We start from the raw sequence: 13,379 nt of genomic DNA on the forward strand, positions 1-13,379 counted from the left end.
GCCCTCAGTCTCTCGCCACGAGCAGCTCCTTCGACGTACCCGCGACGGCGATCGCGCCGTCCTCGTCCGTACGCAGCACCGTGGCACCCCCGGCCCGCAGCGCCGCGACCGTGCTGGGGGCCGGGTGACCGTACGGGTTGTCCGCGCCCACCGAAATGAGGGCCAGCCGTGGTGCCATCGCCCGTATCAGTCCCGGGTCCTGGTAGGCCGAACCGTGGTGGGCGACCTTCACGACGTCCACGGCACCCAGGGCGGCGGCCTCCGGGGATCTCGCCAGTTCCCGCTGGCCGGGTGGTTCCAGGTCGCCGAGGAGCAGCAGGGTCAGCCCGGCCGAGCGGACCAGCATGGTCACGCTGGCGTCGTTCGGCCCGTCCGGTGCGGCGGCGTCGCCCGGCGGCCACAGCACCCGCCAGGTGAGGCCTCCCGTGCGCCGCTCCTCCCCGGCCACGGCCCGGGTCAGCGGGATCCGCCGGGCCGCCGCCTCCGCGCGCACGAACGCGGCCTGGTCCGCGGGTTCCTCGAAGCCCGTCGCCGCGATCGCGCCCACCGAACGCCCTCGCAGCACTCCCGGCAGCCCCACCACATGGTCGGCGTGGAAGTGTGTGAGGACCACCAGCGGGATCCTGGTGATGCCGAGCGATGTCAGACAGCGGTCGACCAGCACCGGATCGGGACCCGCGTCCACGACCACCCCGGCGCCGTCGCCCGCCGCGAGGACGGTCGCGTCCCCTTGTCCCACATCGCACATCACGAAGCGCCAGCCCGGCGGCGGCCACCCCGTGATCACCCTGGTCAGCGGCGGCGGCTGCACCACGACCAGCAGGAACGCCACCATGCAGGCCCCCACCAGCCACGGGTGGCTCAGGAGCCGCCGCCCGACGAGGACGAGAACCACGGTGACCAGGACGAGCAGCAGCGCGCCGGTCCAGCCGCCCGGCCAGTCCACCCCCGCGCCGGGAAGCGAGGCCCCGGTGCGGGCGATGTCCGCGATCCAGCCGGCGGGCCAGCCCGCACACCAGGCGAGGCACTCGGCCACGGGCATCGCCACCGGGGCCGCCGCCAGCGTGGCGAATCCCAGCACCGTGGCCGGGGCCACCGCGAACTCCGCCAGCAGATTGCACGGCACCGCCACCAGGCTCACCTTGGCCGACAGCACGGCGACGACCGGCGCGCACACCGCCTGCGCGGCTCCCGCCGCCGCCAGCGCCTCGGCCGGACGCGGTGGCACCCGGCGCCGCTGGAGCGCCGCACTCCAGCGCGGGGCGAGGGTGAGCAGGGCCCCGGTCGCGAGCACGGACAGCAGGAAGCCGTAACTACGGGCCAGCCACGGGTCGTAGAGCACCAGCAGCAGCACCGCCGTCGCCAGCGCGGGGACGAGGGACCTGCGGCGCCCCGTCGCGATGGCCAGCAGCGCGATCGAACCGCAGGCCGCGGCCCGCACCACACTCGGTTCCGGTCGGCACACGATCACGAACCCGAGCGTCAGCGCACCGCCGGCCAGCGCGGTCGCCCGCAGCGGAATCCCGAGCCGGGGCGCGAGCCCCCGTCGCTCGGCCCGCTGCGCCAGCCCCGGCGGCCCGATGAACAGGGCCAGCAGGATCGTGAAATTCGCCCCGCTCACAGCGAGCAGATGCGTGAGGTCGGTCGCCTTGAACGCCTCGTCCAACTCGGTCGGCACCCGCGAGGTGTCCCCGACGACGAACCCCGGCAGCAGTGCCCGCGCGTCCGCGTCCAGCCCGTCGGTCGCCTCCCGCAGCCCCGCGCGCAGCCGCCCCGCGACCCGCTGCGCCGCGCTCGGCTCCTCCACCACCACCGGCACCCCACCGCCCCGTACCCGCAGCACGGCCGCCACCCGGTCGCCCCCGACCATGGCAGGCACGGCCCGCGCGTTCACCCGCACCCGGGTGGACGGCAGCAGCGAGAGCCAGGCCGCCCGAGCGGACCCTCCCTCCGCATCGACGATGACCAGCACCGGTGTCCGTGTGTCCACGACCGCCCCGTCCGGGCCCCGCACCCGGCGTACCTCGGCCTGGAGGAGCACGGCGGTCGGGGCCGCGTGATTGCCCTTGATCCGGGGGCGGGTGAGCCGTGGGTCGGACGTCAGCGCGACCTCCGCGGTCACCGGGGCGTACCGCTCGGCCAGGGCGGGCACCGGCCCCCGCCGCAGATCCGCCCCGTGCAGCCCGGCGGATGCGGCAGCCGCACCGGCACACAGCAGCACGGCCGCGACGGACACCCGCGTCCAGCCCCCAGCCCACCTCCGTCCTCGCCCTCGCCCTCGCCCTCGCCCTAGTCGGGGAACGAGCAGCGCCGAGCCCACGACCAGGCAGACCACGACCACTCCCGTGACCCAGCCGGGCGAGGCGTGCACCATCAGCGCCGCCGTACCCCACGCGGCCAGCGCCGGAGGCACGAGACGCAGATCCGTCGGCCCCTCCTGCCGGGGATGCGCGTCACCGAGCCGGCTGCCGGAGGCCGCGTGCACGGCGGGTCGAGAGGGAACCCCCTGCCGTGGAACGCCCTGCCGTGGAGCGCCCCGCACCCCGGCCGCGGCCGTGGGCACCTCGCCCTCGCTCGGCCTCATGGCCGTACGAGATTCCGCAGGTCGGCGAAGCGGCGGTCGCCGATGCCGTTCACCTCGCGCAGTTCGTCGACCGAGCGGAAGCCGCCGTGCTGGGCGCGGTAGTCGATGATGTGCTGGGCGAGGACGGGGCCGACGCCGGGCAGGGTGTCCAACTGGTCGGCGGTGGCCGTATTGAGGAAAACGGGAGCCGCCGGAGCCGCCCCGCTCCCGACCACACCACCACCGCTCGCTCCCGCCCCCGCTCCGGGCACCGCACCCGGGCCGGGCACCGGTGCCGGGCTGCCGACCAGGACCTGTTCGCCGTCCACGAGGAGCCGGGCGCGGTTGAGCCCGTCGGTGTTCGCGCCCGGCCGGACCCCGCCCGCCGCGCGCAGGGCGTCGGCCACCCGGGAACCGGCGGGCAACCGCTGGATCCCCGGTCGGCGCACCTTCCCGCCGACGTCCACCACGATCGCGGGCCCGGCCGTGGAAGCGCCCGCCCCGAGGGAGGCACCCGCTCCCGCCGCCCGTCCGTCCCCGGGCGCCCCGAACGAGGCCGCCGGTCCCCCGGAGTCCTCCGAATCCCCCGAGGCCCCCGAGGCCCCCGGTACACCCACCCGCACCACCTCGGGCGCGCTCACCGGCTGGGTCCGGCCCGCCCAGAAGTGCTGTGCCGCGAACACCGCCGCGACGACGAGCACCACGCTCAGCGCGACCACGCTCTTGCGCTCGATGCCGCACCGCACCTGCAACCACAACGGCAGCCGCTCCCGCACGGCCGGCCCCACCCGCTCCCGCCACGCGCCCCGCTCCTCACGACCCGCAGCGCTGTCGCCGACCTCACCAGCCGTGCTCGCCGTACGCGCCCCAAGGGCCCCACGCTCCCCCGGCGGATCGTGCCCCAATTCCCTTGGCTCCCCGTCCCTTTCGGGGAAGAGCGCCTCCGCCCGCAGACGGAGCGTCTCCGCCGACGCCTGCCGCCGGCCGACCCTGCCGCGCGGCTGTCGGGAGGAGCGGTGCCGTGCGCGCCCGTCGGAGGACGGCCCCCGGCCCGGACCGCTGGTGACCGCCGCCGTACGTGAACATGACTGTGAACGTGAACGCGAACGTGATCGAAGTGCCATGCGACGAGGATCGGGCAACTTCGCCCACTCGCGATGATCTTGCTCAATTCCCGTGGACTACTACCCAGTTGTGGACAACTCCGTCACTCACACGAGTGATCGACCAACGGACAGCCCGCACCCCGCACCCCCATCGATCGCCTCACCGAAGCAAGACGCACCTCACCGAGGCGACACAACCGCCCCCAGCAACCCGGGCCCCGTATGCGCCCCGATCACCGCCCCGACCTCGCTCACATAGAGGTCGGCCAAGCCGGGCACCCGGTCCCGCAGCCGCTCCGCCAGCGCCGAGGCCCGCTCGGGCGCGGCGAGGTGATGGACGGCGATGTCGACCGGCGCGCCGCCCGCCCGCTCGGCGACGATCTCCTCCAGGCGGGCGATGGCCCTGGACGCCGTACGGACCTTCTCCAGCATCTCGATACGGCCGCCGTCCAGCTGCAGCAGCGGCTTGACCGCCAGCGCGGACCCGAACAGCGCCTGTGCCGCACCGATGCGTCCGCCCCGGCGGAGATAGTCCAGGGTGTCGACGTAGAAGAACGCGGACGTACCCGCGGCCCGCTTCTCGGCGGCCGTGACGGCGTCGTCCACCGTGCCGCCCGCCTCCGCGGACTCGGCGGCGGCCAGGGCGCAGAATCCGAGGGCCATCGCGACCATCCCGGTGTCCACGACGCGCACCGGCACGGGCGCCTCGCGCGCCGCGAGCACGGCGGCGTCGTAGGTGCCCGAGAACTCGGCGGAGAGATGGAGGGAGACGATGCCCGTGGCGCCCGACTCGGCGACCCTGCGGTAGGTCTCCGCGAACAGTTCGGGGCTGGGGCGGGAGGTGGTGACGGACCGTCGTTTCTGCAGTGCCTGGGCCAGGGAGCGCGCCGAGATCTCGGTGCCCTCGTCGAGCGCCTCGCCGCCGAGGACCACGGTCAGGGGTACCGCGGTGATGCCGTGACGCTCCATCGCCGGCGGCGGCAGGTAGGCCGTTGAATCGGTGACGATCGCGACATGGCGGGACATGAGCTGGAGGTTACCCGTCGAGCCCCGGGGACGGCAGCCCGCCCCCTCTCACCTGCGACCGGGCGGAGCGAACCGACCGGGACGGCCGCGCCGGCCGGCTCAAGTCGTGCTTTCCGGACGGGGCTTCTTCTGCCACGGGTACGTCGGCCGCGCGCTCGGCGGCGTGATCGCGGGCCTGGGCGGCTCCTGGGCGCCACGGGCCCCGGCGCCGCCGACACCACCGCCCACGCCCTTGCCGTCACCACCGACACCGCCGCCGGAGTCACCGCCGCGCGCCCCTGAGGTCTCCTGCCAGGTCTGCCCCGTGGAGGCCGTGGCCTCGGGCTTCGGCGCCTCGGGCCACACCGAGGCGGGTTCCGTCGTCCAGTGCCGCAGCGCGCCCGCCTCGACGTCGATCTGAGCGCTGAGCGTGTCCAGGTCGTCCTCGGCGAACTTGCGGGCCCGGTCGTGCGCGGCCCAGCGCAGTGAGTCGGCGGACTTGACGATCCGCTCCGTGCGCTCGCGCAGCGCGGGCAGCCGCTGGGCCAGCTTGCCCCGGTCCGGCTCGGGCTCCAGGCGCCGCAGCTCGTCGTCCAGCTCCCGGCCGTGCTTGCTGAGCTGCTCGAAGAGGGCCAGGGACTCCTTCAGGGACTCGTCCTCGCCCACACCCGCCTGCAACGCCTCCTGGGTGGACCGCATCGAGGTGCGCAACTTCAGCCGCAGATCGGCCAGTTGTCCCACCGGGCCCGGCTGGGCCAGGCTTCTGGCGCGCAGGGTGGTGTCCTCGACGGTCCGCTTGGCCTGGGTGATCGTGCGGTCCACGCCGCGCTTGGCCGCGCCGACCGCCTTCACCGTGGCGTACACGCCCACGAACAGCACGAAGAACAGGGCGACGACTGCGATGACGGCTTCCACGACGCGCTCCTTCTCCGACCGGCACGGCATGTGCTGCGGCGCTCTTCAACGGTAAACGCAACAGGCAGGTCCCGAGTTCCATCCGAACCCGGAACCTGCCCGTAGGGGAAGCCCCCGAACCGCGCCCCTCGACAGCCGAACGGCTACCGGAAGTCACCGGCGGCCACCCTCACGTGAGGATCCCACGTGGCGATCTCACGTGACGATCTCGCGTGGCGATCTCGCGTAACGCTCTGCGTGCCGATGCTCAGGTGACGATGTTCACCAGCTTCGGCGCCCGCACGATCACCTTGCGGATCGGCGCCCCGGCCAGCGCCGCGACCACCTTCTCGTCGCCCAGGGCCACCTTCTCCAGCTCCTCGTCGGAGATGGCCGGCGACACCTCCAGACGGGCCTTGACCTTGCCCTTGATCTGGACGACGCAGGTGACGGCCTCGTCGACGACGTACGCGGGGTCGGCGACGGGGAAGTCCCGGTGCACGACGGAGTCCGTGTGCCCCAGCTTGCGCCACAGTTCCTCGGCGACGTGCGGGGCCAGCGGCGCGACCAGCAGGACCAGGGCCTCGGCGACGGACCGGGACACCGGGCCGCCCACCTTGGTCAGGTGGTTGTTCAGCTCGGTCACCTTGGCGATCGCCGTGTTGAAGCGCATGCCCTCCAGGTCCTGGCGGACGCCGTCGATGGCCTTGTGCAGGGCCCGCAGGGTGTCCTCGCCGGGCTCGGTGTCGACGACCGTCACCTCACCGGTGGCCTCGTCGACGACATTGCGCCACAGCCGCTGCAGCAGCCGGAACTGGCCCACCACCGCGCGCGTGTCCCACGGCCGGGAGACGTCCAGCGGGCCCATCGCCATCTCGTACAGGCGCAGCGTGTCGGCGCCGTACTCCGCGCAGATGGACTCCGGAGTGACCGAGTTCTTCAGGGACTTGCCCATCTTGCCCAGCAGGCGGCTGACCTTCTCGCCCTGGTGGTAGTAGGCGCCGTCGCGCTCCTCCACCTCGACGGCGGTCACCGGGAAGCCGCGGCTGTCGCGGTAGACGAAGGCCTGGATCATGCCCTGGTTGAACAGCTTGTGGAACGGCTCGGCCGAGGAGACATGCCCCAGGTCGAACAGGACCTTGGACCAGAAGCGCGCGTACAGCAGGTGCAGCACGGCGTGTTCGGCGCCGCCGACGTACAGGTCGACACCGCCGTGCGGCCGGCCCTCGCTCGGGCCCATCCAGTAGCGCTCGATCTCCGGGTCGACCAGCTTCTCGGAGTTGTGGGGGTCCAGATAGCGCAGCTCGTACCAGCAGGAACCGGCCCAGTTGGGCATGGTGTTGGTCTCGCGCCGGTACGCGCGCGGGCCACGGCCGTCGCCCAGGTCCAGGGTGACGTTGACCCAGTCCTCGTTGCGCGACAGCGGCGTCTCGGGCCGGGTGTCGGCGTCGTCCGGGTCGAAGGTGCGCGGCGAGTAGTCCTCGACCTCGGGCAGCTCCAGCGGCAGCATCGACTCGGGCAGCGAGTGGGCGACGCCGTCCTCGTCGTAGACGATCGGGAAGGGCTCGCCCCAGTAGCGCTGACGGCTGAACAGCCAGTCGCGCAGCCGGAAGTTGACGGTGCCCCGGCCGACACCGGACCGCTCCAGCCACTCGGTGATGCGCGCCTTGGCCTCGACGACGCCCAGGCCGTCCAGGGAGACACCGTCACCGGAGGAGTTGATGATCTTCGCGTCGTACGACCCGAAGGCGCCCTCCCAGGTGGAGGTGTCGGTGCCGCGGCCGTCGGTGGGCTCGACGATGGCGCGGATCGGCAGCTCGAAGGCGCGCGCGAACTCGAAGTCGCGCTGGTCTCCGCACGGTACGGCCATGATCGCGCCGGTGCCGTAGCCCATCAGGACGTAGTCGGCGACGAAGACGGGGATCCGGTCGCCGTTGACCGGGTTGGTGGCGTACGAGCCGATGAAGACGCCGGTCTTGTCCTTGGCCTCGGCCTGTCGTTCCACGTCGGACTTGGAGGCGGCCTGCGCGCGGTACGCGGCGACGGCCTCGGCCGGGGTCGCGTGACCGCCGGTCCACACGTCGCGGGTGCCCTCGGGCCACTCCTGGGGCGTGAACTTCTCGACCAGCGGGTGCTCGGGGGCCAGCACCATGTAGCTCGCGCCGAACAGGGTGTCGGGGCGGGTGGTGAAGACGGTGATGTTCTCGCCGTCGATGGGGAAGTCGACGCGGGCGCCCTCGGAGCGGCCGATCCAGTTGCGCTGCTGCAGCTTGATGGCCTCGGGCCAGTCCAGCTCGTTCAGGTCGTCCAGCAGCCGGTCGGCGTAGGCGGTGATGCGCATGTTCCACTGGCGCAGCTTGGCCTTGAAGACGGGGAAGTTGCCGCGCTCGGAGCGGCCGTCCGCGGTGACCTCCTCGTTGGCCAGCACGGTGCCCAGACCGGGACACCAGTTGACCGGCGCGTCGGAGGCGTACGCCAGGCGGTACTCGCCCAGGACCTCGGCGCGTTCGGCGGCGCTCAGCGCGCTCCAGGAGCCGCCGTCGGGCAGCGCGCGCTCACCGGACTCGAACTGGGCGACCAGTTCGGCGATCGGGCGGGCCCGGTTCGCCTCGTCGTCGTACCAGGAGTTGAAGATCTGCAGGAAGATCCACTGGGTCCACTTGTAGTAGTCCGGGTCGATCGTGGCGAACGAGCGGCGCTTGTCGTGGCCCAGACCCAGCCTGCGCAGCTGGGACTTCATGTTGTTGATGGCGGCCTCGGTGGTGATCCGGGGGTGTTCACCGGTGGCCACGGCGTGCTGTTCGGCGGGCAGGCCGAAGGCGTCGAAGCCCAGGGTGTGCAGGACGTTGTGGCCGGTCATCCGCTGGAAGCGGGCGAAGACATCGGTGGCGATGTAGCCCAGGGGGTGGCCGACGTGCAGGCCCGCACCGGAGGGGTACGGGAACATGTCCATGATGAACTTCTTGGGCCTGGCGGCCAGCTCGGGGTCGCCCGCCAGGTCGCCGCTCGGGTTCGGCGCGGCGTAGGTGCCCTCGACGTCCCAGAAGTCCTGCCAGCGTGCCTCGATCTCGGCCGCGACGGCGGCCGTGTAGCGGTGTGGCGCGGCATCCACCGCCGCACCTGTGACAGCGGGGTTCGTCTCGCTCATGATCCTCAAGGCTCCATCGATCGTCTCTGCCGGCGGGTGTTCGTCCGGTTTCGTCCCGGAAACGAAAAATCCCCTCGCACAGGAGGGGACGCCGCGCTGATGCCGACCACGCCGTTCATCGACGGTCGGGACTGATCAGCGCGGCTCGCTAAGCAGAAGGCGTACGGCACGCATGAGGCCAGGGTACCGCAGCCCCGGTGGGCATCGACCAGCGGCGTGTCAGCCACGCGATCCGGCCAAAAAAGTTGAACATTATTCAAAACTTACTTCGCGTAACAACCTCTAAGGGGCAACACAGATGTGAGATTGGCCCTTGATAACAGCGCAATAACTGAAACCTCGTACCGCTCGGTTTGGCACCACTTACAGTTCGACGACGGGACCGCTTTCCCGAACTGTTCGGAGTTGCCCCCATGAACCCTCGTCGCAGTAACAGCTCGCTGCCCCAGCCAGGCCGCTCGGCCTATGGGATAGCCACGGCTGCCGCTCTGCTGCTGATACCCGTAAGCGTTGTGGTCGGAGGTGACGCGTACCGGGAGTTCCTCGACTTCGGAGCGGGCGTTCTCTCGCTCGTCTCACTGACCCTCTCGGTGCTCTGGGGGCTCGTCGCCCAGGACCGCACCCTGCTCACCGTGCGCCAGCGGATCATCGGCCAGGCCGTCCACCGGACGACCGCCATCGCCTCGGTCGCGTTCCTCGTACTGCACGTCTCGGTGAAGCTGGCGCTGAACCACGTGTCCGCGATCGCCCTGTTCCCCTTCGCCCTCGGCGTGACGGGCACGGGAGCGCTCATCGGTTTCGGCGCGACCGCCGGCGCCATGATGATCTTCGTCGCCATCACCGGCGCGCTGCGCAGCAACTTCGCCTCCCCCGCGCCGGTCGCGGCACGCTGGCGCGCGATGCACATGATGGCCTACCCGGCCTGGTGCTTCGCCCTGGTGCACGGACTCTACGCGGGTCGCGAAGCCAAGCCGATCTTCGTCACCCTGTACTCCATCGGACTGGTCGCCGTCGCCGCGGCGCTGCTGCTGCGTGCCGCGCCCCGCTCGGTCAAGAACCAGGTGATCGAACAGATCACCGGCATCCTGGGCACCGGCGGCCAGCGTCCCCCCGAGGTCGACGGACTCATGCAGTCCCGTTCCGCCCTCCAGAGCGTGGACGAGCCCGGCGGACGCCGTGAGGGCGGCCGACGCGAAGGGGGACAGCGCGAAGGGGGACAGCGCGAAGGCGGACAGCGCGACCAGATGCGCGACACCGGCCAGTTCCCGCTGCCCGGCTTCGGCGGCGGACAGGGCAACCCCCCGCTCGGCGACCCCCTGGTGCCCCCGCAGCGCGCGGGAGCCGCAGCCGCCGACAGCGGCCCCGGTTTCGCCGCGGCCTACCGCGCGGTGTCGATGACCCCGCGCGCCGCGGAGCCGACCGCGCCCTATCTGACCCAGCAGCAGCCGCCGTTGGACATGCAGCCCACGCAGGCCATGCCCCGTATGGACGACGGCTCGACCACCGGCAGCACCCGCTGGCCGGCCCCGTCCCCGCCGCCGGTCGGCGAGGCGCCCCCGTCGTCGTACGACCCGATGCAGGACACCTTCGCCGGACAGCCGCTGGGCGGCCAGTCGTTCCAGGGACAGGCGTACCCGGGCCAGGCCTACCAGGGGGAGACGTACAACACGGGGGCGAACCCGGTGGTCTCCGAAACTTCCTACGGAACGGCTGAGACGAACGCCCCCTACGGCACGTACAACCCGAACGACACGTACAACAGCGGTCCCGCCACTGATGCGCTGTCCGGCTACGACGATTACAACCAGCCGGGATCAGGCGAACCCTGGAACGCGCCTTCCGGAGGATTTAAGTGAACGAGGCCCTTCCCGACGTCCCCGAGGTCCGTGTGGTGGGGCTCCCCCAACTCACGTCGGGCTTCGACCTCGTCGAGAGACTCGACCTCCCCATGCACCTGAAGGTGCACGGTCCGCTCGAACCGATGGGCGGCGAGCAACTCGCCCAACTGTCCGAACGGATCAACCTGAAGGGCAGGGGTGGCGCGGGCTTCCCGTTCCACAAGAAACTGCGGTCGGTCGCCGAGTCGGCGATCAAGCGCGGCATCCGGCCCGTCGTGGTCGTCAACGGCAGTGAGGACGAACCCGCCTGCCGCAAGGACACGGTGCTCATCAACCGTGCCCCGCATCTCATCCTGGACGGCGCCCTGCTGGTCGCCGAGGCCCTGGGCGCCCGGCAGCTGGTCATCGGGGTGACACGTGAATCCACCGAGCGCTCGATGGAGGCGGCCCTCGCCGAGCGCGGACTGAGCAACCGGCGTGGCGCCGCGATCCGCGCGAGCGTGCAGCGCAACCCGGTCCGGATGGTCACCGGCGCGGCCGGTTCGCTGATCCGTTCCATCGACGGCGGTCCGCCGATCCCGCCCGGCCGCAAGACCAGCGCGTCCAAGAGCGGTGTCGGTGGCGCGCCGACCCTGCTCTCCAACGCCGAGACCTTCGCCCAGCTCGCCATCGGCGCCCGTATCGGCGCCGAGCGGTACGGCAACACGGGCCTGTACGACGAGCCGGGCACCGTGATGCTGACCGTGTCCGGCGCGGTCGCCCGCCCCATGGTGATCGAGGCGCCCACCGGTGTGCCGCTGCGCTACATCCTGCAGCTGGCCGGCGCCCCGCCGGTCCCTCAGGGCGTGCTGACCGGCGGCTACCACGGCAAGTGGATCGACGCGGCGACGGTCAACGAGGCGGTGGTCTCCCGCAATTCGCTGGACGCGGTGGGCGGTGCGCTCGGCGCGGGCGCGATCCTGCCGATCAGCCAGGACACCTGCCCGCTCGGTGAGTCGCTGCAGGTCGCCAAGTGGCTCGCCGAGGAGAGCGCGGGACAGTGCGGTCCCTGCTACCTCGGTCTGCCGGCCGCCGCGCGCGGTATGGAGGACATCCTCAACGGCGGCGGTCCGGCCGCCCTGGAGGCCCTCAAGCAGGTCGCGAAGAACGTCAAGCGGCGCGGCGCGTGCTCGCACCCGGACGGCTCCGCGATGTTCCTTGAGTCGACCGTCAAGGCGTTCACGGACGACCTCGCCGCCCATGTCCTCGGCAACGGCTGCGGCCGTCCCGTCGAGGGTGTGCTCCCGCTCTTCGAGGGCGGCAGGATGCCGACGGGCATCCCGGGCGGCGCGCCCGAGGAGGAGAGCGGCAGCCGCCAGAAGATCTTCGTCGACTGGACGCTCTGCCGGGGCCACGGCCTGTGCGCCGACATCCTCCCGGAGGTCTTCCAGCTCGGCGCCGACGGCTTCCCCACCGTCGCCCAGGCGAAGGTCCCCCAGTACGCCGAGGCCAAGGCCCTGCGCGCGGTGCGTCGCTGCCCCGCGCTCGCCCTGCGCATCGAGGAGGACAACCGTCCCGCCGCCCCGTCCCGGAACCTCCCGGTCCTCTCCCAGGGCCGTGGCCGCCGGGCCCTGGGCAGCGGTCGCTGAACCCCGTCGTCGTGTGGGCCACCCCGGGCGGGGTGGCCCACACGTCGTGCGGTCGCCCTCCGCGGTGTGTGCCGTCCCCCAACAACGCGAAGACCCCGTCCACTTGGACGGGGTCTTTTCTGTGGAGCTAAGGAGAATTGAACTCCTGACCTCCTGCATGCCATGCAGGCGCTCTACCAACTGAGCTATAGCCCCTTGCCTCGCTGTCCGCCCGGTCTCCCTGGCGACGACGCCAACATTACCGGTCCCCCGCGCGCACCACCAAATCGATTCCGGCGGGTGCGAATTGCGGGTGGATTTGGCGGCCTTTGCGGGATATCGGCCCCCCGGCCTCGCGCCCGCCGTTCACGCCTCCGTCGCCGACGGCCGTCACGAGGGCCCTGGGGCGCCCGCAGCGGCCCGTGAACCGGCGACGGCCGGAGCAGGGCGCCGAGTTGACGCTCAGGCCGTCACGAACGAATAGAAGCGTTTGAGTGTGCAGTGCTCTTCGAGGAGCCGGCCGTAGATCGGCTCGCCCTCCAGCTCGCGGTAGGTCTCGATGGGGTCGCCTTTTATGATCAGCGCCCGTGCGCATTCCTCGCACCAGTACTGGTAGTCGGCGTTGACGGGCTCCATGTCGCGGACGATGGGCGTGCCGCTGCCGCACCAGTCGCACTTCCTCCTGTGTGCACCCATCGATCAGCTCCAGCTGTGGCCGCAGGCCGTGCACACGTAGGAGATCCCTCCGTTGTCACCGAGGACTTGGGCAACGTGGAGCGAGCCGCAGGAAGGGCAGAGGAGGATGGTCCTGCTCCGCATCACCACCACTGCGGGAAGGTCGTGGACCCTCCCGCGGATGCTCGCAGGCATCGCTTCTCCCTCCCGTCGGGCCGCGCCCCCTTCCGGCCGTTTGATTCTGCCACGACCGGACCAATACGGTCAGCGACGCCTTCGTACCAGTCCGGGCACGGAGCGGGAAAGAAGGCCGTCCGCAGAGGTATACGCCTCCAGGGCCGGACCTGCTCAAGAAGGGACGCAGGTCACACACGAAAAATCCCGCTCCCTCGCGGGAACGGGATCTTCTGTACCGATCTGTGGAGCTAAGGAGAATTGAACTCCTGACCTCCTGCATGCCATGCAGGCGCTCTACCAACTGAGCTATAGCCCCTTGCGCTCTTCCCGCTCGGCGGGCGAACAAGAAGAACTTTAGCCTGCGAC

Annotated in this window: 8 protein-coding genes and 2 tRNA genes; 2 read left to right on the forward strand and 8 right to left on the reverse strand. The window is 71.6% G+C overall.

All coding sequences use genetic code 11. The features are described 5' to 3' along the window. Positions 1 to 4 precede the first annotated feature (4 nt). The 5 genes from F9278_RS13975 to leuS form a co-directional block, all read right to left on the reverse strand. The gene (locus F9278_RS13975; protein WP_152173853.1) at positions 5 to 2,485 is read right to left on the reverse strand and encodes a ComEC/Rec2 family competence protein; all 2,481 of its coding nucleotides are present in this window, start codon (positions 2,483 to 2,485) and stop codon (positions 5 to 7) included. A gap of 95 nt (positions 2,486 to 2,580) precedes the next feature. Continuing rightward, the gene (locus F9278_RS13980) at positions 2,581 to 3,687 is read right to left on the reverse strand and encodes a ComEA family DNA-binding protein (protein WP_152168625.1); all 1,107 of its coding nucleotides are present in this window, start codon (positions 3,685 to 3,687) and stop codon (positions 2,581 to 2,583) included. A gap of 162 nt (positions 3,688 to 3,849) precedes the next feature. Next, positions 3,850 to 4,695 (reverse strand): DegV family protein, encoded by an 846-nt coding sequence (locus tag F9278_RS13985; RefSeq protein ID WP_152168626.1) that lies wholly within the window; start codon positions 4,693 to 4,695, stop codon positions 3,850 to 3,852. 99 nt (positions 4,696 to 4,794) lie between these two features. Next, positions 4,795 to 5,619, reverse strand: coding sequence for a hypothetical protein (locus F9278_RS13990; protein ID WP_152168627.1), 825 nt, complete (start codon positions 5,617 to 5,619; stop codon positions 4,795 to 4,797). A gap of 217 nt (positions 5,620 to 5,836) precedes the next feature. After that, complete coding sequence (gene leuS / locus F9278_RS13995) at positions 5,837 to 8,716, reverse strand: leucine--tRNA ligase (RefSeq protein ID WP_152168628.1); 2,880 nt, start codon at positions 8,714 to 8,716, stop codon at positions 5,837 to 5,839. A gap of 413 nt (positions 8,717 to 9,129) precedes the next feature. Between leuS and F9278_RS14005 the strand changes: the two genes are divergently transcribed. After that, complete coding sequence (locus F9278_RS14005) at positions 9,130 to 10,572, forward strand: ferric reductase-like transmembrane domain-containing protein (RefSeq protein ID WP_193241475.1); 1,443 nt, start codon at positions 9,130 to 9,132, stop codon at positions 10,570 to 10,572. Then, positions 10,569 to 12,182 (forward strand): NADH-quinone oxidoreductase subunit NuoF family protein, encoded by a 1,614-nt coding sequence (locus F9278_RS14010; protein WP_152168630.1) that lies wholly within the window; start codon positions 10,569 to 10,571, stop codon positions 12,180 to 12,182. The genes F9278_RS14005 and F9278_RS14010 overlap by 4 nt, the downstream gene beginning before the upstream one ends. Before the next feature lie 122 nt (positions 12,183 to 12,304). Here the strand turns inward: F9278_RS14010 and F9278_RS14015 are convergent. The 3 genes from F9278_RS14015 to F9278_RS14025 all read right to left on the reverse strand — a co-directional run bounded on the left by F9278_RS14015 (position 12,305) and on the right by F9278_RS14025 (position 13,329). Next, positions 12,305 to 12,377: transfer RNA gene (locus F9278_RS14015), tRNA-Ala, on the reverse strand. Between the two features lie 246 nt (positions 12,378 to 12,623). Beyond that, on the reverse strand, positions 12,624 to 12,857 hold the full coding sequence (locus F9278_RS14020; protein WP_005479297.1) for a hypothetical protein: 234 nt from the start codon (positions 12,855 to 12,857) through the stop codon (positions 12,624 to 12,626). Positions 12,858 to 13,256: 399 nt separating this feature from the next. Further along, a tRNA-Ala gene (locus F9278_RS14025) sits at positions 13,257 to 13,329 on the reverse strand. Positions 13,330 to 13,379 lie beyond the last annotated feature (50 nt).

Origin of the sequence: Streptomyces phaeolivaceus (assembly GCF_009184865.1) — a bacterium.
GTDB classification, from domain to species: domain Bacteria; phylum Actinomycetota; class Actinomycetes; order Streptomycetales; family Streptomycetaceae; genus Streptomyces; species Streptomyces phaeolivaceus.

Coding starts and splice junctions, on each gene's coding strand:
- F9278_RS14005 (WP_193241475.1), top strand. CDS start 9,130: ATGAACCCTCGTCGCAGTAACAGCTCGCTGCCCCAGCCAGGCCGCTCG.
- leuS (WP_152168628.1), bottom strand. CDS start 8,716: ATGAGCGAGACGAACCCCGCTGTCACAGGTGCGGCGGTGGATGCCGCG.
- F9278_RS13990 (WP_152168627.1), bottom strand. CDS start 5,619: ATGCCGTGCCGGTCGGAGAAGGAGCGCGTCGTGGAAGCCGTCATCGCA.
- F9278_RS14020 (WP_005479297.1), bottom strand. CDS start 12,857: ATGGGTGCACACAGGAGGAAGTGCGACTGGTGCGGCAGCGGCACGCCC.
- F9278_RS13980 (WP_152168625.1), bottom strand. CDS start 3,687: ATGGCACTTCGATCACGTTCGCGTTCACGTTCACAGTCATGTTCACGT.
- F9278_RS13985 (WP_152168626.1), bottom strand. CDS start 4,695: ATGTCCCGCCATGTCGCGATCGTCACCGATTCAACGGCCTACCTGCCG.